This window comes from Sphingomonas soli NBRC 100801, assembly GCF_001591025.1.
GTDB classification, from domain to species: domain Bacteria; phylum Pseudomonadota; class Alphaproteobacteria; order Sphingomonadales; family Sphingomonadaceae; genus Sphingomonas; species Sphingomonas soli.
Window position 1 is genome coordinate 225,450 of the sequence record NZ_BCTZ01000013.1, and the last position, 20,565, is coordinate 246,014.

15 protein-coding genes are annotated in these 20,565 nt (G+C 65.4%); 2 read left to right on the forward strand and 13 right to left on the reverse strand.

Going from position 1 to position 20,565, the window contains the following annotated elements:
• Positions 1–67: 67 nt before the first annotated feature.
• The 9 genes from SSO01S_RS10400 to SSO01S_RS10440 form a co-directional block, all read right to left on the reverse strand.
• Positions 68–1,810: an acyl-CoA dehydrogenase gene (locus SSO01S_RS10400; protein ID WP_066798609.1), complete on the reverse strand. Its 1,743-nt coding sequence runs from the start codon at positions 1,808–1,810 to the stop codon at positions 68–70.
• A complete protein-coding gene (locus tag SSO01S_RS10405) occupies positions 1,807–2,574 on the reverse strand; it encodes an SDR family oxidoreductase (RefSeq protein ID WP_066798610.1) in 768 nt (255 codons plus the stop codon). The genes SSO01S_RS10400 and SSO01S_RS10405 overlap by 4 nt, the downstream gene beginning before the upstream one ends.
• Positions 2,571–3,884, reverse strand: coding sequence for a glycoside hydrolase family 1 protein (locus SSO01S_RS10410; RefSeq protein ID WP_245646724.1), 1,314 nt, complete (start codon positions 3,882–3,884; stop codon positions 2,571–2,573). Before SSO01S_RS10410 ends, SSO01S_RS10405 begins: the two co-directional genes overlap by 4 nt.
• Entirely contained in the window at positions 3,877–5,478 is a 1,602-nt protein-coding gene (locus tag SSO01S_RS10415; RefSeq protein WP_245646726.1) for an AMP-binding protein, read from the reverse strand. The genes SSO01S_RS10410 and SSO01S_RS10415 overlap by 8 nt, the downstream gene beginning before the upstream one ends.
• Positions 5,475–6,770 (reverse strand): spinster family MFS transporter, encoded by a 1,296-nt coding sequence (locus SSO01S_RS10420; RefSeq protein ID WP_066798612.1) that lies wholly within the window; start codon positions 6,768–6,770, stop codon positions 5,475–5,477. The genes SSO01S_RS10415 and SSO01S_RS10420 overlap by 4 nt, the downstream gene beginning before the upstream one ends.
• An 86-nt stretch (positions 6,771–6,856) precedes the next feature.
• Positions 6,857–7,594 (reverse strand): TetR/AcrR family transcriptional regulator, encoded by a 738-nt coding sequence (locus tag SSO01S_RS10425; protein ID WP_245646728.1) that lies wholly within the window; start codon positions 7,592–7,594, stop codon positions 6,857–6,859.
• On the reverse strand, positions 7,591–9,279 hold the full coding sequence (locus SSO01S_RS10430) for a carboxylesterase/lipase family protein (protein WP_218000363.1): 1,689 nt from the start codon (positions 9,277–9,279) through the stop codon (positions 7,591–7,593). Before SSO01S_RS10430 ends, SSO01S_RS10425 begins: the two co-directional genes overlap by 4 nt.
• Positions 9,276–11,558 carry a TonB-dependent receptor gene (locus SSO01S_RS10435; protein WP_083942965.1) on the reverse strand — a complete coding sequence of 761 codons (2,283 nt, stop codon included), beginning with the start codon at positions 11,556–11,558 and terminating at the stop codon, positions 9,276–9,278. Before SSO01S_RS10435 ends, SSO01S_RS10430 begins: the two co-directional genes overlap by 4 nt.
• Positions 11,559–11,667: 109 nt before the next feature.
• A complete protein-coding gene (locus tag SSO01S_RS10440; RefSeq protein ID WP_066798615.1) occupies positions 11,668–12,945 on the reverse strand; it encodes a hypothetical protein in 1,278 nt (425 codons plus the stop codon).
• Positions 12,946–13,118: 173 nt separating this feature from the next.
• Here SSO01S_RS10440 and SSO01S_RS10445 point away from each other — a divergent pair, with 173 nt between their 5' ends.
• Positions 13,119–14,156 carry a serine hydrolase domain-containing protein gene (locus tag SSO01S_RS10445; RefSeq protein WP_066798616.1) on the forward strand — a complete coding sequence of 346 codons (1,038 nt, stop codon included), beginning with the start codon at positions 13,119–13,121 and terminating at the stop codon, positions 14,154–14,156.
• 448 nt (positions 14,157–14,604) lie between these two features.
• Here SSO01S_RS10445 and SSO01S_RS10450 read toward each other — a convergent pair whose 3' ends face one another.
• From SSO01S_RS10450 to SSO01S_RS10465, 4 genes are read right to left on the reverse strand one after another with little or no spacing between them, the layout of a single operon-like run.
• Positions 14,605–15,636, reverse strand: a complete 1,032-nt coding sequence (locus SSO01S_RS10450; protein ID WP_157073733.1) for a hypothetical protein — start codon at positions 15,634–15,636, stop codon at positions 14,605–14,607.
• A gap of 17 nt (positions 15,637–15,653) precedes the next feature.
• Complete coding sequence (locus SSO01S_RS10455) at positions 15,654–16,052, reverse strand: hypothetical protein (protein ID WP_066798618.1); 399 nt, start codon at positions 16,050–16,052, stop codon at positions 15,654–15,656.
• A gap of 2 nt (positions 16,053–16,054) precedes the next feature.
• A complete protein-coding gene (locus tag SSO01S_RS10460) occupies positions 16,055–16,801 on the reverse strand; it encodes a hypothetical protein (RefSeq protein WP_066798619.1) in 747 nt (248 codons plus the stop codon).
• A 34-nt stretch (positions 16,802–16,835) separates the two neighbouring features.
• Positions 16,836–17,249 (reverse strand): hypothetical protein, encoded by a 414-nt coding sequence (locus SSO01S_RS10465; RefSeq protein WP_157073734.1) that lies wholly within the window; start codon positions 17,247–17,249, stop codon positions 16,836–16,838.
• A 205-nt stretch (positions 17,250–17,454) separates the two neighbouring features.
• Here SSO01S_RS10465 and SSO01S_RS10470 point away from each other — a divergent pair, with 205 nt between their 5' ends.
• Positions 17,455–20,133 carry a protein kinase domain-containing protein gene (locus SSO01S_RS10470; RefSeq protein WP_066798621.1) on the forward strand — a complete coding sequence of 893 codons (2,679 nt, stop codon included), beginning with the start codon at positions 17,455–17,457 and terminating at the stop codon, positions 20,131–20,133.
• Positions 20,134–20,565: the final 432 nt, after the last annotated feature.

Genomic DNA, 20,565 nt, shown 5'->3' on the forward strand with positions numbered 1-20,565 from the left:
ATCGCACGTTGGACTCACACCGGCGTGATTTGCGTAACGCGGCCTTATGGAACGCCATGCGCCGGATTCAGAAGATTCGAGACCCCGGTCCGGACGCGACGTCGCTTCGAGACCCTACGAAACCAAGCAGCATCCGGGCCTTGGGCAGTTCGCATTCGAAGAAAAAGCGGCAAGCCTGCAGTTTTCCCTCGACCAAGCGTCCCGCCTCGACACCCCTTTGCGTCGACCCGGCGGCCGCTATGGCCTGATCCAGCCACAGCCAGGCCACCACGACATGGCCGAACGCCCGCAGGAACGCCGTCGCATTGTCGAGCGCGGAATTGCCGGGGCAGCCGCGCAGGTCCGCGATTGTCGAATTCACCCTAGACCAGGACTCGCCCAAGGTCCGGGAATGACCCTCCAGACCGGCGTCGGCCCGCGCAGCACTTATGGTCCTCAGGATCGCCTGATCCAGCACTGCCATTCCGGAACTGTCCTGCAAGATCTTGCGCCCGATCAGGTCAATCGCCTGGATAGAGGTGGTGCCTTCATGGATCGGATTCAGGCGGTTGTCCCGCCAGAGCTGTTCGACCTCGAAATCGCGCGTATAGCCATAACCGCCATGGATCTGGATCGCGATGTCGTTGGCGACCAGGCCATATTCGGACGGCCAGGTCTTGGCGACCGGGGTGAGCAGGGCCAGTAGCGCCGCTGCCTCCGCATCATGCTCCGCGAGATCCACCAAGCGCGCGCAATAGAGGCACAGCGCCAGCGCGCCTTCGGCATAGACTTTTTGCTCGAGCAGCATCCGGCGGACATCGGCATGCTCGACGATCGCGACCGGTGGACCACCGCGCTGGCCGGGCGGGCGTCCCTGAAGCCGCTCCTTCGCATAGTCGACCGAAAGCAGGTGGCTGCGATAGGCCATCGCGGCCGCGCCGATCCCGACCCCGATCCGCGCTTCGTTCATCATCTGGAACATCTGGCGCAGCCCCTGCCCCGGCGCGCCGACGATCCAGCCGGTCGCCCCGCCCTGCTCGCCGAAATTGAGCAGGCAATTGGCCGTGCCGCGATAACCCATCTTGTGGTTCAGTCCGGCCACGCTCACATCGTTGCGCGTCCCGTCGGGCAGGACCTTGGGCACGATGAACAGCGAGATGCCGGCGGTGCCTTCGGGCAGCTTCCCATCCGCGCCGGGTACCTTGGCGAGCACCAGATGGACGATGTTCGCGCTGGCGTCCTGGTCGCCGCCCGAGATCCACATCTTGTTACCGGCGATGCGATAGCGGTCGCCTAACCCGTCGCAGCCATCGGGTTCGGCGCGGGTAGTGACATCGGCGAGGCTCGATCCCGCCTGCGGTTCGGACAGGCACATGGTACCAAACCACTCGCCCGCAATCTGCGGCCGGGCAAATGCCTCGAACTGCGCGGACGTACCAAAGGTCGCGATCAGCCGCGCATTGGCGACGGTCAGCATCGGATAGGCCGCGGTGGCGGCATTGGCAGCCGCGAAGAAGGCGAACGATGCCGCGCACACGAGATAGGGCAAGCCCAGCCCGCCTTGCTCGGCTAGGAAGCCCGCCGAGAACAGGCCCACCTCGGCATATTGCGCCAGCGCCTCGCCGATCGCCGGGCAGATGCGCACCTGTCCATCGTCCAGATACGGTTCCTCGACGTCGCTGCGCTTGTAGTGCGTCAGGAAGGAGTGGGCAGCGAGCTTCTCCGACAGGTCGAGAACCATGTCGATCGTCTCGCGATCGGTCAGCGCCGCCGCACCGAGCCAGTCGTGGAGCAGGAAATCAACGTCGCGACGGCTGAGCAGGCGAGTCATATGATCGTCGTTCCTCCATCCACCACCAGCACCTGCCCGGTGATATGCCCGCCCGCGTCCGATGCGAGCAACAGCGCCGGCCCCATCAGGTCGGTATCGCCGCCAAGCTTGCCCAGCGGCGTCTGGTGCAGCAACGCCCCGCCATGCGTATCCAGCGTCGAGCCGGTCATCTTCGACGGGAAGAAGCCTGGCGCCAGTGCATTGACGCGAATGCCGCGCGGCCCCCACTCGGCGGCGAGCGCACGGGTCAGGTTGATCACCGCGCCCTTGGCGGTGTTGTAGGCGATCGTGCCGATCCGGTCGGGATGATGGCCCAGCAGCCCCTCAATCGATGCGACATTGATCACCGCACCCTTGCCCTGCGGCAGGAAGGCGGCGCGCGCCACCGCCTGGGTCAGCAGGAACAGGCCGGTGACGTTGAGGTCGATCACCTTGCTCCATCCCTCCAGCGGATACGCCTCCGCCGGTGCTCCCCAGCTTGTGCCGGCATTGTTCACCAGGACGTCGATCCGCCCGAAATGCGCCATCACGCGACTGGTGAGATCGGCGACCGCTTCAGGCGTGCCTAGATCGGCAGCGAAAGCCACCGCGTCGCCGCCCAGCTCCGCGACTGCCGCGTCGAGTTCGTTCTGCTTGCGTGCAACCAGCGCGAGCGACGCCCCATATTCGCCAAGCGCCCGGGCGATCTGCAACCCCAGCCCCCGCGATCCTCCGGTGACGATCGACACGCGGCCGGTCAGGTCAAACAATCCCGCGAGGCTCATCGCCGTTCTCCGATCAATCTGGCATAGTGTCGCGCGCTGGGTTTCATGCTGCGGACGAAGCTGGCCCGGTCGACATCGACCAGCCCGAAGCGCTGGCCATAGCCCTGCGTCCATTCGAAATTGTCGAGCAGCGACCAGTAGATATAGCTGTGGACCGCGATGCCCTCAGCTTGGCAGCGTTCCACTTCGGCGATGCTCGCGTCCAGCCACGCGATCCGGCGCGCGTCATTGTCGGTACCGATGCCTGTCTCGGTGACGTAGATCGGCCTGACGGTCTTGCGCGCTGCAAGCCGGATCGTGTGGCCCAGCGCCTGGGGGTAATATTCGTAACCGGCGCCGGTCAGTTCCGCGCCTTCGGGCGGCGGCATCAACCCGTTCGCGTCCGCGCGCATCCGGGTGTAGGTCTGAACGCCGACAAAGTCGCTGGCGTTCACTGCATCCCACCAACTGCCATAGAGTTCAGATTCGAGGCGCGCTGCGACGCTGTTCTCACCGAACGGCTCGACGGCTTGGGTCGAGAGCGTCACGCCGACCAGGAAATCGCCCGGCCCTGCCTTGATCGCCTGATAGGCCTTGGCCTGCGCGTCGAGCAAATTGCCGTCGATCCGGTCGGGATCGGCGAACAGGATCGAGGAGAAGGCGGGCGCGTTCGTCGCTTTCGCGGCCGCCGCGATCATCGCGACGCGCTTCGCCCGATATTCCGGCGTAGCCGCCCCGCGCCACAGCTTTGCCAGCAAATGGATATTCGCTTCGTTGAACGGCGACGCCATGCCGATCTGGTCGCCCAGCGCGCGCGTGGCGGTGTCGCAGAAGCGCGCGAACAGATCGGCGCTGTCGGCCACTTCCCACCCGCCACGCATCGCGAACCAGCGCGGCACGGTGAAGTGGCTGTAGGTGACGATGGGCAGCAGGCCATGCGCGCGGCAGTCGGTCAGGACGCGCCGGTAATGGTCCAGTGCCGCAATGGAGAATTTCCCCGGCTCCGGCTCGATTCGCGCCCATTCGATCCCGAAGCGATAGCAGTTGAGACCGATCGCGCGCGCGATCGCGAAATCCTGCTGGTACCGGTTCAGGCTGTCGCACGCGTCGCCCGACGGTTCCTTGTAGACCGTTTCGGGCAGATGCTCGAGCAACCAGCTATCCGACGCGACATTGCCGCCCTCGCTCTGATGCGCGGAGATCGCGGCGCCCCACAGAAAGCCCTTGGGCATTCGCCGCCGAGCGCCCTGCGCAGGCAGCGCGACGGCCATCGACGCCGCGGTCATTCCGGCGATCACGCTGCGCCGCGTGGCCGTGATGTGGTCAGCCATAATCCGCCCCCAGCCGTTTCTTGTCGATCTTGCCGGTCGGCGCGAGCGGCATCTCCGCCACCCGAATGATGGCATCCGGCAGCCACCAGCTCGCGACCTTCGCGCGCAACGCCGCCATCAGGGTCTCGTCGCTGATCTCAGCGCCCTTGCGGGGTTCAACCACCAGCACCGGCCGCTCTCCCCATTTCGGATGTTCCCGCGCAATCACCGCGGCCTGCGCCACTTCGGGCAGCGAACCGACGATGGCTTCGATCTCGCCCGGATTGATCCACTCGCCGCCCGACTTGATCAGGTCCTTCGCCCGCCCGGTAATGCTGACATTGCCGCTGGCGTCGATCATTGCGAGATCGCCCGTGTCGAACCAGCCATCGCCGTCGGTCGCCGGTGCGTCATGCCCGAAATAGCGTTCGACCACGCTTGCCCCGCGCACCCGCAGCCGCCCTTCCCGCCCCCGCTGTTCGGGTAGCGCCACGCCCTCGGCATCGGTGAGCAACAAATCGACTCCCAGTGGCGGGCGGCCCGACTGGGCAGCGCGCCGGACGGGTGCGGTCGCTGGTGTGGTGGTACCCAGCGGGGACATTTCGGTCATGCCCCAACTGGTCTGGACGGTAGCGCCGAGACGGTGCTCGAGCCGGTCCATCAGCGCCTGTGGCACGGGCGATCCCCCGAGCAGCACGCGCTGGAGCGACGGAACCGCGCCGCCGGTCCGATCGAGATGATCGACCAGCCCCAGCCAGACCGTCGCGACCCCCACCGCCACGGTGACGCCTTCGGCCTCGATCAGTCCGGCCAGGCTGGCGCCATCCTGATGCCGCCCCGGCAGCACCAGCTTCGCACCCGCCGCCGGCCCGGAGAACGGCACCCCCCAGCCATTGGCGTGGAACATCGGCACCGCGACCAGCACCGTATCGCGCACGGTGAGGCCGATCACATCGGCCTGGAGCTGGTGGATGGTGTGCAGATAGTTGGAGCGATGCGTGTAGGTGACTCCCTTCGGCGCGCCGGTGGTGCCCGAGGTGAAGCAGAGGCCTGCGGGCAGGTTCTCGTCGAACCCGCCCCATTCCACCGGCTCACCATATTCGGCCAGCCATTGCGCGTACCGCCATACCGGCACGCCCGGAATATCCGGCAGTGACAAGTCCGCACCGGGCTCCTCCAGCACAACGACATGCCGGATGCCGGGGCACAGCGGCATCAGCGCCTCGGCCAGCGGCGCAAGATCAGGGCTGATCGCCAGCAGCGGATTGCCTGCCTGCCGGATCACGTCGGCGAGATGCGCGGGGGCGAGGCGCGGGTTCAGCGTGTGGCAGACCACCCCGATCCCCATCGCGCCGTACCAGCATTCCATATGCGCCTGGCTGTTCCAGGCCAGCAGGCCGAGATGGTCGCCTTCGCGCAGCCCCAGCTTGCGCAGCGCCCCGGACAGCCGGTTGCTGCGTTCGCGAAGCCCGGCATAGCCGATCCGGCTGGTCGCCCCGCCCTCGCCTGCACTCACCACCTCGGCCGCGCCATGCCATTTCGCGGCATGATCGATCAGCCGGTCGAGCGTGAGCGCATAGGATTGCATCGCTCCGGGGATCCTCGCCCCGATCATTGCCGGGCCTCGCGCCCGAGCCGGTGCGCCAGCGCAAGATGCAGCGCGATCGCGATCAGGTAGAACGGCACCAGGCTGTAGAAGGCGAGTTGCAGCGAGTTGTCCGGATGCGTCGGGCGGAACCAGTCGCTGACCGCGCCGACCCATGTGGGCCCCAGCCCAAGCCCGATCAGGTTCATGATCAGCAGCAGCACCGCGCCCGCCAGGGTCCGCTGCCGCGCCGTCACCGAATTCTGCACCAGCGTCACCGCCGGGGTGAGATAGAAATAGTTCAGGAAGGTCGGCACGGCAAGCAGAGCCAGCGCCACCGGCCAGGCCGGGGCGTGGACGAAGCCGATGAAGAACGGCACCGCAATCGCCAGAGCGATGCCGGGTAGCAAGCCATAGACTTGCGGCTTGCTCCGCCCGAAGCGATCCACCAGCCGCCCCGACAGGAAGATGCCCGCGCTGACGCAGATCGCGAGCAACAGCGCATACCAGATCGCGATCTGGTCGAGCGTCATGCCCTTTTCGCGCATCAGAAACAGCGTGGTGAAGCCCATCGTCGCATAGGTGACGAACTGCGTCGCGCCCGCGGCCAGCGCGACAAGGACCAGCGTCGGTCGCGTCGCGAACATCCGCATCGTGCCCCAGAAGCTCGGCGCGTCGTCGGGATCCGCGGTGCCGGCGACCGGCATCCGGATGTCCGTCGCGCCGCGCTTCGGCTCGCGCACCATGCCCCACACCGCCAGCGCGGCGATCAGCCCCGCTCCGCCGAGCAGGATGAACGCCAGCCGCCAGTCATAGGCAGACGCGATCTTCGCGCCGAACGCGACCCCCACTGCCTGACCGATCGGCGGCCCGAGATTGAACAGCGCCAGCGCGGTGCCGCGCCGCTCGGCCGGGAAATAGTCCGAGATGATCGAATAGGAAGGCGGCACCCCGCCCGCCTCGCCGATCGCCACGCTGATCCGCGCCAGCGCGAGTTGCGGGTAGCTCTGCGCGAGGCCACAGGCGATCGTCGCCGCGCTCCACAGCGCGCAGGCGATAGAGAGGATGCGAACCCGGTTGCCGCGATCGGCCATCCACGCGACGGGTATACCCAGGATGCAATAGAACAGTGCGAAATAGAGCCCGCCCAACAGGCCCAGTTGGCCGTCGCTGATCGCCAGATCGTCCTGGATCGGCTTGGCGAGGATCGACAGCAACTGCCGGTCGAGGAAATTCAGGACATAGACGAGGCACAGCAGCGCCAGCACGAACGACGCATAGCGTGCCTCTCGCGCGCCGATTGTCTTCGGATCGGTCGTCATTGGACGTGTCTCCTCGATAGGACGCCAGACGGCACTGCCGCGCCTCCCCGGCGCGACACATCCGAACGGCAGTCAGTTGCGGCTGGCTATTTCTGTTCGGGCGTGCCCTGGCAGATCGCTTTGAAACCGGCGGCCATGAAGGTCGCCATATGCTTGCGGATGGATGTGAAATCGTCGGACGAGCAGAGGCCGTGAGACAATTCGTCCAGCCGGCCGGTGCTCGCCATGTTGTGAGTCATCGCGCCCGACAGGAAGTGATAGCCCCAGAAGATCGTCTCTTCGTCGCAATCCGGCATCGCCTTCTTGAGCAGTTCGATCAGCGCGAGGACGACCGGGTTGTAATATTTGGTCATCTTCTCCGCACCCCAGCCGGCGGCGCTGTTCGCCTGTGCGCTGATCTTGCCGATCGCGCGCCAATAATCGCGATCCTCGATATGGACGTTCAGGTCGGGATCGATCCAGGCATGCAAGGCGCCTTCGACGGTGACATTGTCGCCCGCTTCCTCGGCATAGCGGCGCATGGCCTCGAGCCGGTTCTCCGACGAGATCGTCGCCTTACGCGCCCAGATCGCTTCGTAGATGCTTTCCTTCCCGCTGAAATGATAATGAATCAGCGTGGAGCTGACCCCGACGCGGTTGGCGACATCCTTCAGCGTGACGCCGTGATAGCCGAACTCGGCGAACAATTGCTCGGCCGCATCGAGGATGCGCTCGATCGATTCCTCGCGGACGCGAGCCTTGTGGTTCTGCGCGCGCGGGCGTGCCGGCGCCTTCTTGTCGTTGCCCATCGGTGGAAGGGTGGCGACCTGCGAAACTTGCGTCAACGTTGTGTTCCTGACTGAGGGGATGGCGCGGGAAAAGCAGAGAAGCCGATATCGAAGCGCCAGCCGCGTCCCTGCCGCCAACGGCTCGCGACGAGCGCATCGGCCCAGGCGAACGCAGCGGGATGCAGATCGCGCGCCGCCAGCGGGCGCTCGCCGATATCGAGATAGCCGCGATCGGCCGCGGTGAAGCGCGGCCACTCGGTGCGGCCCGCGATCATCGGCTCGCCACGAACGAAGGCGACCCAATAGCCCATCATCGCATTCGAAAGCCGATCCTCCTCGGCCGTCGCCGGCGGCACCGGCCAGTTCGGCCCGATCGCCGCACCGGGACCGACCTGCCCGAAGATATAGGGGATCTCACTGGCGTGGAATGCGGCCAGGTTACGCTCGCGCTGGGCCGGCGTCGAATGGCGGAAGTAATAGAGATAGGCCGCCTGTCCCGCGACCGCCTGCTGCCGCACCACATATTGCGCGGCCCAGCCGTACAGCCCGTCGCGGATCGAATCCATCGCGTCGGCCTTGGGATCGGTGCCGGGATACAGCGCAAGAAAAGCATCGGCCTGGTCGCCGAAGCGCTGGCGGATATCGGCCTGATAGCCGGCCTGGGTCGCGGGCGTTTTCGGTGCAAGGAACAGGAGCGAGCGGATTTCCCCCTCGTTGAAGCCGGCAAGCGCCGGCACGCGGTTCTGTTCGCCACGGCCGAAGGTCACGGCGAGTTGCTGCTTCAGCACCACGCCGTCGATCACCGGCTCGGGTGCCCAACCGCTCGCAAGGCCCGCCTGGAACAGCAGGACCGGATCGGCAAACCGCAATCCTTTGGCAGTCGAGACTCCCGCCGCTTTGCCCAGCGCGGCGCCCGCATCCTCGGCAGAACCCAGTCCCAGCGAAACCGTGTTGAGCGCCCGGTAGGACGGCATATATCCGCTCTGCGAGATCGCCCGGTGGAACAGCCCCTTGGCCTTGGGGCTGGCCAGCAAGGCGATGACGCTGAGCGCGCCGGCGGATTCACCTGCGATCGTCACCTGACCGGCATCTCCGCCGAACACCGCGATATTGTCGCGCACCCATGTCAGCGCCGCGATCTGATCGAGCAGGCCGTAATTCCCCGAGATGCGATCGGGCGATTCCGCGCTGAGCGCCGGATGCGCCAGATAGCCCATCAGGCCCAAACGATAGTTGATCGAGACGACGACGATGCCCTGTTTCGCCAGTTTCGCGCCATCATAGAGTGGCTCGGCGCTGCTGCCGCCCAGCAGCGCGCCGCCATGGATCCACACCATCACCGGCGTCTTGCCGGTGGCATTGCCGGGCGCCCACACGTTGAGCGTCAGGCAATCCTCGCTCATCGCCAGCACGCCGCCATAATAGATGGTGGCGGAATTGGGCGGCGGCTGAAGGCAGGACTTGCCGAATTTCGCGGCATCGCGAACGCCCTTCCAGCTCGCGGCCGGCAGGGGCGCCTTCCAGCGAAGGTTGCCGACCGGGGGCAGCGCATAGGGAAGACCCTTGTACGCAACAACGCCCGTCCCGGCATCGACGACGCCTTCCGCCAGTCCCTGCGCGACGCGGACCTGCGGCCGCGCACCATCCGGCGCGGCCGGGGCAGCTGCGGCGGCCAGGAACAGCCAAGCTGCTCCTGGCCATCCGCACGCCCGCCCGGCGATCGTCGGTTTGGCCCCGCTCACCACAGATTATAGCCCAGCCGGATGCCGAAGGTGCGCGGCCGCAGGATGCCGTAGCGGCTGTACACGAACGCTTCGGGATGGATGTAGGTCGTCTTGCGGCTGTTGCCGAGATTCTCGACATACAGCGTTGCGTTGAAGTCGCCGATCGTCACACCGGTCTGCACGTTGATGAACGTGTAATTGTCGGTGAAGCCGTACAGCGGGCTGCGTGTACCCAGCGTCCCCGGCGTGTTGGGGAACATGTTCGGATAGGACCCGACATACTGGATCTGGAAGCTGGTGAAGCCCTTGGCTTCGCCGCCCAGGTCATAGCTGTAGGTGCCGTAGAATGACCCCTGCGCCTTGGGCGACGACAGCCGCCCGCCGTCCACCGCGCCCGAAATCTGCGACTGCTGCGGCGTGATGTCGGTGATCTTCGCGCCGTTGAGCGATCCGTTGAGCCCGAAGGTCAGCCCGGTCACCGGCTTGAAGCGTAGTTCCGCTTCGAGGCCGCGGCTATAGGCGCCACCGATATTGGTGGCGAACTGGGCCGAGTCCGACACGCGGTTCGCCTGAACCTGGATGTTGGTCCAATCGATATAATAGGCCGCGAGCGAAACGGTGAGCCGCCCGTCGAGCCAGCGCCCCTTCAGGCCGATCTCGTAATTGACGAGATTGTCCGACGTTGCGCCCTGCGGGATGATCAGGTCGTTTGGATCGAGCAGGCTCGCCGTGCCCGCGCGTGCGTTATAGACCGGCGTGCGATAGCCGGTCGAAACCGTGCCGTAGAGGGTGAGGCTGCGCGAAGGGCGATAGGTCAGGCTCGCCTTCCACGATGCGCGCGCAGCCGTCGGGTAGCGGAAGCTCGACGGCGCCGTGGTCACGAGCGGGACTGCGCCGGGAATGAAGAACAGCGCCCGGGTGAAATAGGCGCTGGTGAAGCCGCCGACCGTCGTCGCCGTCCCGCCATATTTGCCGTAGCGCAGGCCGCCCGAAACCGCGAACTGCTCGCTAAAATTATAGGTCAGCTCGCCAAAGCCCGCGAGTTCATAGTTGCGCGCATTGTTGTTGTACTGGGCGAACACCGAGTCCGGCAGGCCGGTGATGTTGCGCGCGGTCAGGAAGGCCGGGGTCGAGCGATCCTCGCGGAACGTGTCGAGGTCGCGGTTGAGGTAGAAGGCGCCGATCACCCAGTCGAGGCCACCGTCCGAAGCGGAAACCAGCCGCGTCTCCTGAACGAAGGTCTTGGTCTTGTAGTCGATGTCCATCAGGAACGGCACGGCGAGCGTCGCGCCGAACGTGCCGCCAAGATCGACGTCGAAATCTCCCGAATTGTACGACAGCGTCGACGAGCTGGTCAGGTGCGCCCAGTCGAAATCATATTCGAGCGTGGCGTTGTAGATCTGCGTCTTCGACGTGTAGCGATCCGGCCGGATGCTGCTGCGCTTGCGGTCGCCGAGCGACGGCGTGATCAGCGACGCGTCCTCGGGGCCGCTATTCTCGTACGCGCCGGTCACCCGAATGCTCAGCCGGTCGGTCGGCCGGAACAACAGCGTGGCACGGCCGCCAAAGCCCTCCAGCGTGTTCGAATTCTTCACGCCGGTCCCGATATTGTCGAGGAACCCTTCTTCGTTCCGGTAGAAGCCCACCGCGCGCAGGCCGAGCTTCCCATCGACCAGCGGCACGTTGACCATCGCGTTGTAGCGCTGGCGAATGCCGCCGCCGTCGGGCGTCACGCCCAGATCGACCAGTCCCGACGCATCGAACCGCGACAATTCGGGCTTGCGCGTCAGGATGCGCATCGCACCCGAGAGCGAGCCCGATCCGAACAGCGTGCCCTGCGGTCCGCGCAGGAACTCCACGCGCTCCACATCGTACAGGTTCGAATCCAGCGTGATCGAGTTGCCGATCGTCGTGATCGGCAGTTCGTCGATATAGACCGCGGTCGTGACCTGGAGCCCCGCGCCCCAGCCATTGGTGGAAATGCCGCGCGTGGTGAAGCGCGCATTGTTGTCGGTCGCCTTGCTCAGCGAGACGCCGGGCGTTTCCCGCGCAATGCCTTCGAAGCCGACGACTCCCTTCTGGGTCAGTTCTTCCTGCGAGAATGCGGTGACGCTGAGCGGAACGTCCTGAAGGCGCTGACTGCGCAGCGTGGCGGTGACGACGATCTCGTCCGCCGGCTGGACGTCCTGCGCCGAGGCCTCCGCCGCCGAAGCGTTGCTCGTCTGCGCAAAGGCGGGCGTCGCGACCGAAACCATGGCCAGCGCAATCAGCGACGAAGTGCACGCTAAGTGGTTCATAATCCCCTCCATGTCGCTGCCACGCCTGAATGACGTTGTTCCGCGATCCGGATGGAACATGACATTACCAGCCGAGTGGAGTCAATACTGACTTACTCATCAGTCAGTTTTAGAATGCGACACGCTCCATCAGGGTCTGAAAGGCGCGAGCCGTACGGGCGACATTGGCGGCGGATACGCAGCGTGCATTGTCGCTGGCGACATGATGAAAGCGATGCGTGCCGAAGACCGCCGCGACCGTCGCATAGCCCGCCGCGAGAATTTCCACCTGCTCGCCCGCGGAAACCGTTTCGCTCGAATAGGGCGCTTCAAGCCCCGGTTGTCCGGCGAATATCTCGCGCGCCAGTGGCAGCAGTCCCGGCGTGACCGAGAGATAGCGCTGCGTATCGACGCCCGGCAGCGGCGCTCCGGTAAAGTCGTGCCAGTCCTGCGAGGCCAGATTTGCGCCCAGATGCAGCCAGAAATGCGTGTCCGCTGGCCTGGGCGCCGTCGCTTTCAATGCTTCGGCCGCACCCAGATTTTCATATTCATGTCCGCTGTTGCAGACGAAAGCGAGGTTGTAGCCGGTTACGACCCTGCTCGCCCAGCGCGCCAGCCAGAGCCATGTGGCGACGCCCCCGCCCCGCTCGCCCGCACAGTCATACCAGCCCGATCGCGGAGTCGATACGACCACCCACTTCTTCCTGCCGCGATCGATCCGGCCGATGAAGTTGGTAGCGGGGCGCCGGCCGCCTTCGCCAGTCATCACCAGCGTCGCGACCTCCGCGCGCATTGCCGCAGCGAGGAAGGGGCCGGCATCTTCCGGCGCCAGCAGCGCGACCGGTCCCGCGAAAATCGGCTGGCGCCCATCGGCATTGAGCGCGATCACTTTCCCGCTGGGTCCATGCGTAACCACGATCACCGCTTTGGCCCCCATCGCGAAGGCCGCGTGTACAGGTTCGCGTATCGCCTTGCTCATCGCGCTGGAATGGCGCGCGAAGGCCAGTTCGAGCAGTGCGATCGCGCCGGAAAGCGGCACCTCCGCCATGCCCGCGCCATCGACTCGCACGAGCGGGCCCGATACGCCGCCCTCGCCCGTCGGCATCACGATCGGCTGCGGGCACACCTCTGTCCGGGGTCCCCCACAGCGGAGTTCGCTTGCTCGCGGTTCAAACCAAGGCACTGAGATCGATTGCCGCTCGACCTCGAAACCAAGCGCTGCAATCTCCGCAGCAAGCCAGGCGCCACAGCGATTGTCTCCGGTGCCGCCAGCCTGCTTGCTGCCAAAACGGATATAGCGATCCAGATCCATTGCGACCCGCGCCACGGGATCGTCCTGCCCCCCGGCGAGCACCGCCGTCGCAGGCAGCACCGCGCCGGTCGCCAGGAATTCGCGCCTGTTGGGCATCACGTTTCTCTCCAATGACATGTGCAAAAATGCGCGTCCGAACACTTCCCCGCAACGCGAACTTCTTCGTTTGACGCCCATCGAAGCCGCCGGGATCATGTACGCGTACGTGTGCGTGCGTGTGTCCTGGCATCTTGCGATGCCGCTCACACGACTCGGGAGCAGGAGAGATCATGACTGGCCGATCGGTTGTCCGTTACCTGTCGCTTGCAGCGATGCTCTATGGGTCGACCATCGCCCCCGCCGCATCGGCACCGCCCCGGCCCGCGGCGGCCGACGCCTCGATGACGACCCTGCTCGCCTATCTCCGCGATCAGAACAGCACCGGTTTCCTCGTTGTCCAGGACGGCCGGATTCTGGTCGAGAAGAATTGGGATCCTCCCGCGGGCGACCGGCAATTTCCGCTGTTCGTCCATGGCCGTGCGGCGAACGGCGCTCTGCTCGAGGATGTCGCTTCGCAGCAGAAGAGCTTCGTCGCCGTGCTGGCCGCGATCGCTGTCGACAAGGGGCTGATCCGGATCGAGCAGCCCGTTTCCGCTTATCTCGGAAGGGGCTGGAGCAAGGCGACGCCGGACCAGGAAGCGAAGATCCGCGTACTCGACCTGCTCCAGATGAGTTCGGGGTTGGACGAGCGGTTCGGCTATGCCGCGCCCGTCGGCGCCAGCTTCTTCTACAACACGCCGGTCTATGCAGTCTGCAAGCGCATCCTTGCCGCAGCCGCCGGGCAACCGCTCGAAGTCATTACCCGCGACTGGCTGACCGGACCGGCCGGCATGAACGACACCGCGTGGCGCACGCGACCGGCGGCGATGGCGGGTATCGGCAACGATACCGGGCTGGTGACCACCCCGCGCGATACTGCGGTGTTCGGGCAGCTTATCCTGGCGAACGGCGTCGCGAAGAACGGACAGCGGATCGTGTCCGAATCCGGTCTGAGAGCGATGTTCGAGCGTGCGCCAACCAATCCCGCCTATGGCCGGCTATGGTGGCTCAACGGCGGCGACTACCGGATCGGTGCCCTTGGCGGCCGCCAGCCCGGCCCGCTCGTCGCGGCAGCCCCCGCAGACATGGTCGCCGCGTTCGGAGCGCTCACCCGCCGCCTCTACATCGTCCGCAGCCGCAAAATGGTGGTCGTGCGGACCGGGGCAGCCGCTCCCGACCCGGGCTTTGACCAACAGCTCTGGCTCAGGCTGAACGCAGCGATCCGCTAAGGTCGAGCGGCTCACCGGCGGGCCAAGCGATGCCCGTTGCGATCGACGCCAGGTGCCTCGCCGATACCGGCGCGCTGGAAGGATATTGCCGATCTCGGACGGCAAACCGAAATTCCCTTCAATCGGTCTCGACCCGGCCTTCGCAGAATGTGCACGCGGGCCCGTGAACTCGTGACCGGCGCGAACCACCAAACCACGCCGGGCCACCTGGCTTCGCGAACTCAACCGATCGCAGGTCGGATTTGCAGACTCTGATCGCCTCCGGCGCAACTCCGATCATTCAGATCAAGAAAGCTTTGAGTTCCGCTAAAGGGCCGGAAGAGGAATGGCAGCTTGTCGACTCCAGTCGTAAGAAGCCGCCATTCATTCAGCCCCACGACAAGATAAACCGAAGCGCAAGTGTTTGTGGCGCCAGTTGACGCGGAGAGGCCAGCTTGCGATCGTGCGTTCAATAAGTCTTCGAAGCCAGGACCGAGCCGTCTGCCGCGTCAGTGATGGTAACTTGGCGGAATTTTGCGCGGATCGCCGACTGGTCGACGCCCTTCACGAAGCTGGAACCGACCGGCGCGAAGGTCACCGCCACCACCACTTTCCGCTCCGGATTGCGCTGGGCGAAGTTCGCCGCATCGTCGCGCGTCATCGCGATCGCGGGCAGCATTTCGCGCGACTTGTAATTGGCTAGGCCGCCCATGCCGCGATCGACATCGCCAAACACCACCCACCATTGCGACTGACGCTGGAATTTATAGACCTTGGTCTTGTCCGCCGACACGCATTGCGGCGCGATCAGCGATGCCTGGAAATGGTTGATCGCCTGTCCGGTGCGGTCGCTCCACAGCTCGACATTGGCGCCATCAGGATAGGGATCGATCGCTTCGATGTCCTCTGGCTTCAGCGTCGTCGCGGTGCTGAGCGACTGGAGCTGGAACGTGCCGGTCGCGTCGTTCCACTGGCCGAGCTTTGCAGTGAAATAAAGCGTCAGTTCGCGCGGTTGGGTTGCTGCCCAGGCCTTGAGATCGTTGCGCGATTTGGTCAGGCCCGCCTTGCCGCGTTCGCGATTGCCAAACTCGCCGGCCAGATCGTCGTTCAGCTCGATACCGCGCGCGCACGACCGGATCGCGGTGTACCACACCCAGATCGGCTCGAACGCTTCAGTCACGCGAGTATCATTGGCCACGGCCCATAACGTGAAGGGCACCGTGTTCAGCATATTCTGCCGCGACTTCAGGATCGTCTCGGCATCGGTCAACTCGCCCGAGCCGGAATAGGCCTCGCGGTCCCAGTCGGCGGGCATCCAGCTTGCCGGAACCACCAGTCCGGTCGGGTCCGGAGCCGAAGTCTGCTCTAACGGCGCGGCGGGCGCGGCAGTCCCCATGGTCTGATTGCCCTGGACGGCATTGGCCACTGGCGAACCGCCTTCATTACCGCAGCCTGCCAGCAGCAGCGCCACCGATACTGCACCTGCACCTATCCGAACCATCGCATTCTTCCCTTCTCTCAGCGCGCGCGGAACCGGGCCGGGACCTGATCCCGTCGGCAGATCCGCATCGCGGGGCCGTCATCCTGAATAGTGAGCGCGATGCGCCTGCCCGGCAGCTTGCGCAGTTCGATCTCGAGCGATTCGATGAACAGCGATCCATCGCGGGCGCGCATCACCCGGCCGACCGGCAGGACTTCGAGGCCCGTCGCATCGCCGTTGCGGTCATAACCCGGTACGCCGACGCGCTTTCCGTCGTAGAAGAAGATGTCATACGCTGCGGCGCACGGCGTCGCGGCATCGACATAATAGCCCGGCGCGATGCCCAGCGGTCCGACCGGGGCGGGAAGCGGGGCGGCCTGTTGCGCGGCCGCCCCTCCCCCCATGGCCAGCAGAACGAACGCAAGCGCGATGCGCATGCTCAGCCCTTCGCCAGCGGATTGCGGATGATGCCGAAGCCCGCAGCGATCAGCGCGGCGCCCGCCAGCAGCAGCAGCCACACGCCGATCCCGATCCCGACCGAGTCCGACATCTGGCGCGCCATGAAGTCGGGCACCGCGTCGATCGCCGCCGAACGCAACATGATCGGCAGCAGCCCCGCGACGATCGCCGCGACGCCCGCGACGAGCGTGGCAGTGCGCAGCGCCTTGCCGCTCCACGCCGCCCAGATCAGCCACAGCGCAGCCAGCGGCGCGCCGAAGCGCAGCACCAGCAGCGTCTCCAGCATACCCAGCCCCCCGCCTCGCCCGCTCATCGCGGCGGCGCGGGACAGCGCGCCCATGCCGGTGCGGCTGTCGCCCAGCCCGAACAGCGACAGGCTGTCGAACGGGCTGGTGATCGCGGGCAGGAAACAGGCGATTAGCACCACTACCGCCAGCGGCGTGGCCAGCGATCCGGTGAGCAACGACTTGACCTTGTCGGCCTGAGGCGAGCCGGAAATGTCTCCCAGATCGACATTGATGTTGCCAAGCGCGGCGAGCACCGCGCCGCCGACCGGATAGATTTCCTTCGCCTGTCCGTCCGCACCTTCGAAATCGACGACCGTGCCGGTTGCGGGCGGCCGTTCGCCGCGCCAGTCGGCACGAGCGAACCGATAACGCGAGCCGTCCTCCGCCGAGATCGCGCCAGTGCCGTCAGCTTCGCTGAAGCCTAGAATCTTGCCCTTCATCGTGACTATTCCTCGTCTGATCGGAATGGCGGCCTCAGCCTGCCTTGCACTGTTCGCGGATCTGCGGGTTCACCACGTGCAGCGTCTCGCGCAACTCGGCGACTGCCGAGGAGATGGCGCGGCGATCGGTGGGATCGATTCCGGCTTCGCGGAGCATCGCGCCGTTCACGGCCTCACGGTCCTGCGGGTCCGGGCGCAACGGCCATTGGAGCGCAACGAAGGCAGGCTTGAGCTTTTCGGGAACCGCCTTGTCGAGCTTTTCGGCCACGCAACCGCAATCCATGCCGCTATACCCCGGCAGGCCGCCACGCGGTGTCCCGTCCGACATCGGCTCGGTGCAGATCTCGCCCAGTTGCTTCGCGAATTTTGACTGGCCGCAACCGGACAGCGTAAGCGCACCGGCCAGCGCAACACCCGCGAACAACAGACGGCCGGCGAGCGGCTTCACGTGCTTTTTCATTCCATTATCCCTTCGCGATGCAAGCGTGGCGGACCGTGTCGCAGTCCTTCCCTCTCCACGGCGTTGGGATGTAAAATTCCTGCACCCTCAAAGTCTTGAAGCCATTATCAAGAAATTCTAAAGGTCGTTACGGGAGCGGCATATGGATAGGGATAGCGTATCGTCCCGTCGCCGGCGCAGAATCTGGCGCTTCGTGGACGCCGAATTCGACGAAGCCGGATGGATGCTGCGAATCGCGGGCCAGCCCGCCCCGCTCGAGACGAAGCCGCTCGAAGTGCTCCACGAATTGCTGCTGCGCGCAGGTGAAGTCGTCACCAAGAACGAACTGCTCGATGCCGTATGGTCGGGCGTCACCGTCGTCGAAGGCTCGCTGCCCACGGCGATCTCAAAGCTGCGCAGGGCGCTGGGCAAATCCCGCGAGCATGTGATCGAAACGGTGCCGCGGGTCGGGTATCGGCTGATTGGGCCGCTCGCGATCGAAACCGTGGAATCGCCGCTCGCACCGCGCTTCGCATTCGAACCGGGCGATATCGTGCCGGGCCGCGGCCAGTGGCAGCTCGAACGGGCGCTCGGCGACGCCGGAACCGCCGATGTCTGGTCAGCAAAGCATATCAAGACGAGCGAACGGCGCGTCTTCAAATTCGCCGATGCGCCGGACCGGCTGCGTAGCCTGAAGCGCGAAGCGGCATTGTCGCGCCTGTTGTTCGCAGGGCTGGGTGCGACGGCCCCGGCGCCTGCCCTGCTCGAATGGAATTTCGACGCTTCGCCCTATTTCCTCGAATATGCCTTTGGCGGACATGATCTGATCGCATGGGCGGCAGAAGCGGGCGGCCTTGCGGCGATCCCGATCGAACACCGCCTCGCCGTCGCCGCATTGATTGCGCGCGCAGTCGCCAGCGTCCACGACCTCGGCGTACTGCACAAGGATCTGAAGCCCGCCAATATCCTGATCGCGCAAGGCGATGCGGGGCCGGTGGTGAAGCTGGCCGATTTCGGCAGCGGCCGCCTGCTCGACGGGACGATGCTCCATGCCTTCCGCATCACCGATCCGGGGTCGCTCGACGCCGGGCTGGGGGCGAACGAGCCGCGTTCGGGCACCTATGCCTATCAGGCGCCCGAACTGGTCGGCGATGCGATGCCGACAGTGAAGAGCGACATCTATGCGCTCGGCCTGATACTGTTCCAGCTGGCCAGCGGCGACTTCGCCGCCGCGCTCGCCCCGGGATGGGAGGACAAGATTCGGGATCCGGTGCTGCGCGAGGATATCCGCTTGGCCGGCGAAGGCGTGCCCGAGCGCCGCATCGCCAGCGCCAGCGAACTCGCCGACCGGATCGAACGGATCGACGCGCGGCGGGCGGAAGCCGCGCTTGCCGCCGAACAGGCGCACTGGATGGCCGAACGCAAGCGCATCGACGATCGCCGCCGCGCCCGCCTGCCCTGGGTCCGCGCCGCATTCGGCAGCATGGCGATCGGGCTGATCGTCTCGTCCTCTCTCGCAGTCTATGCCTGGACCCAGCGCAATCACGCGATCGCCGCGCAGGCTCAGGCCGATGCGGGCTATGACTTCATCGCGCAGGACGTGCTGGCAAGTCCCGATCCCGCGAAATCGAGCGCCGATGAGACCGTGCTTCAGGCGATCAAGCGCGCCAGCCTGAGCATCGACCAGCGCTTCTCCGGTTCGCCGGGCGTCGCGGCCCGCCTTCATCTGTCAGTCGCGCGCGCTTTCGCCCAGCGATCGGACGTCGACGCCGCGCGGAGCGAATTTGCCAAGGCCGATCAATGGTTCGCCAAGGCCGGCGAAAGCGAGAGCGACGATGCCGCGATGGGACGGATCGCGAGCATCTATCTAGAAGCCACATCCGGCCAGCCGGGACGGCTGGAGGAAGCGGGCCGGATGATCGAGCGCGAACGCAAGCGGCTCGGCGAACGCGCCGATCGCGGCAAGACCGGCTTTGCGCTCGCGCAGGCTGAAGGCGCGTATGGCTATATGTCGGATCTCTCCGTGGCCGAACGGGCGTTCGATCGCGCGGTAAGGATCGGCGAAGCCCCCGGCTCGGGCGTGAAGCCGACCGATCTGCTCAAGGCCCGATCATCACGCGTCCTGACGCTGATGCGGCTCGGCCGCGCCGGCGAGGCTGAGCCACTGGCGCGTTCGATCTTAGCGGAATCGGTGCGCGTCCGCGGTGCCGATCATCCGGATACCATGGTGACGCGCCAACACTGGCTGAACAGCCTTTCGATGCTGGGGAGGCATCAGGAGGTGCTCGCTGGCAGTACGCCGCTTATCGCGGCCATGCAGCGACAGCTTGGCCCCGCGCACCGACTGACGCTGGGCTTGCATTCGACGCGGTTCGAGAGCTTTTCGGCGCTCCGCCGGTATGACGAGGCGTCTCGCGAAGCCAAAATCGTGTGGGACGGCGCCTCCGCGCAAAACGGCGGGGCATCGCACCAGGCTCTGGTCGGGCAGATCGATTATGGCGCATCGCTGTGCCAGACCGACCGGCGCGCCGAGGGCATGGCGATCGCGCAGCAGGCGCTGGCGTCGGTGCGCAAGGCCTTTGAGACAAAATATCCACTGACCCACACCATTGCATTCTACGCCGCCGAATGCCTGATCGCGAACCGCCGCTATACCGAGGCGCGGGCATTGCTCGAAACGGTCGATGCGAAAAAGGTGACTGAACTGACCGGGCAGCTCAATTTTTCTGCCATGTTGCATTTGGCCCAGGCAGAAACCGCATTTGGAACGGGAGATCGGAAGCAAGCGGAGGCGCTGCTTTCTGCAGCCTTGAAAGATGTGGGCGCCTCCAGTGACACCCAGGCTGCCAGACGAGCTGAAGTGCTAAGGAGAAGACTATCTGCGGGAAAATGACTGGATGGTAGCGACATGAGGCAGTTGATTGGCATATCAACCTCTCAAGTCGGCAATGACCGTCATCTGCCAGCAACTACCGCTTACCCGTCAGCGCAGTGAGCGGCCCCTTTCGGCCTGCCCTCGGCCTGCCCCAAATGACGGGCGCTGGACCGACTGCTGACTGACGGCTTCGGAACCGAATAATATCCAGAAAAGCAATTTAGGATACGGAATAGCCAAAAAAGCATCCGTAAATATCCATGAACTAGCTTCTACCTCTCATATTCCTACAGGGCGCAAACAGTTTGCATTCAGGCAGGGGTTGGTGAGCCGCTGCTTTAGCTTGCGCCGGGGTTTGTCCCGCACGACAGCGGCCTGCGCGAACGAATGATGATCCGCCATCCGCCTGCCCGCCGAAGCCCGCGCAGCGCCGTCCGCTGCCCCGGCGAT

Coding starts and splice junctions, on each gene's coding strand:
- SSO01S_RS10400 (WP_066798609.1), bottom strand. CDS start 1,810: ATGACTCGCCTGCTCAGCCGTCGCGACGTTGATTTCCTGCTCCACGAC.
- SSO01S_RS10405 (WP_066798610.1), bottom strand. CDS start 2,574: ATGAGCCTCGCGGGATTGTTTGACCTGACCGGCCGCGTGTCGATCGTC.
- SSO01S_RS10410 (WP_245646724.1), bottom strand. CDS start 3,884: ATGGCTGACCACATCACGGCCACGCGGCGCAGCGTGATCGCCGGAATG.
- SSO01S_RS10415 (WP_245646726.1), bottom strand. CDS start 5,478: ATGATCGGGGCGAGGATCCCCGGAGCGATGCAATCCTATGCGCTCACG.
- SSO01S_RS10420 (WP_066798612.1), bottom strand. CDS start 6,770: ATGACGACCGATCCGAAGACAATCGGCGCGCGAGAGGCACGCTATGCG.
- SSO01S_RS10435 (WP_083942965.1), bottom strand. CDS start 11,558: ATGAACCACTTAGCGTGCACTTCGTCGCTGATTGCGCTGGCCATGGTT.
- SSO01S_RS10440 (WP_066798615.1), bottom strand. CDS start 12,945: ATGCCCAACAGGCGCGAATTCCTGGCGACCGGCGCGGTGCTGCCTGCG.
- SSO01S_RS10445 (WP_066798616.1), top strand. CDS start 13,119: ATGACTGGCCGATCGGTTGTCCGTTACCTGTCGCTTGCAGCGATGCTC.
- SSO01S_RS10450 (WP_157073733.1), bottom strand. CDS start 15,636: ATGGTTCGGATAGGTGCAGGTGCAGTATCGGTGGCGCTGCTGCTGGCA.
- SSO01S_RS10455 (WP_066798618.1), bottom strand. CDS start 16,052: ATGCGCATCGCGCTTGCGTTCGTTCTGCTGGCCATGGGGGGAGGGGCG.
- SSO01S_RS10460 (WP_066798619.1), bottom strand. CDS start 16,801: ATGAAGGGCAAGATTCTAGGCTTCAGCGAAGCTGACGGCACTGGCGCG.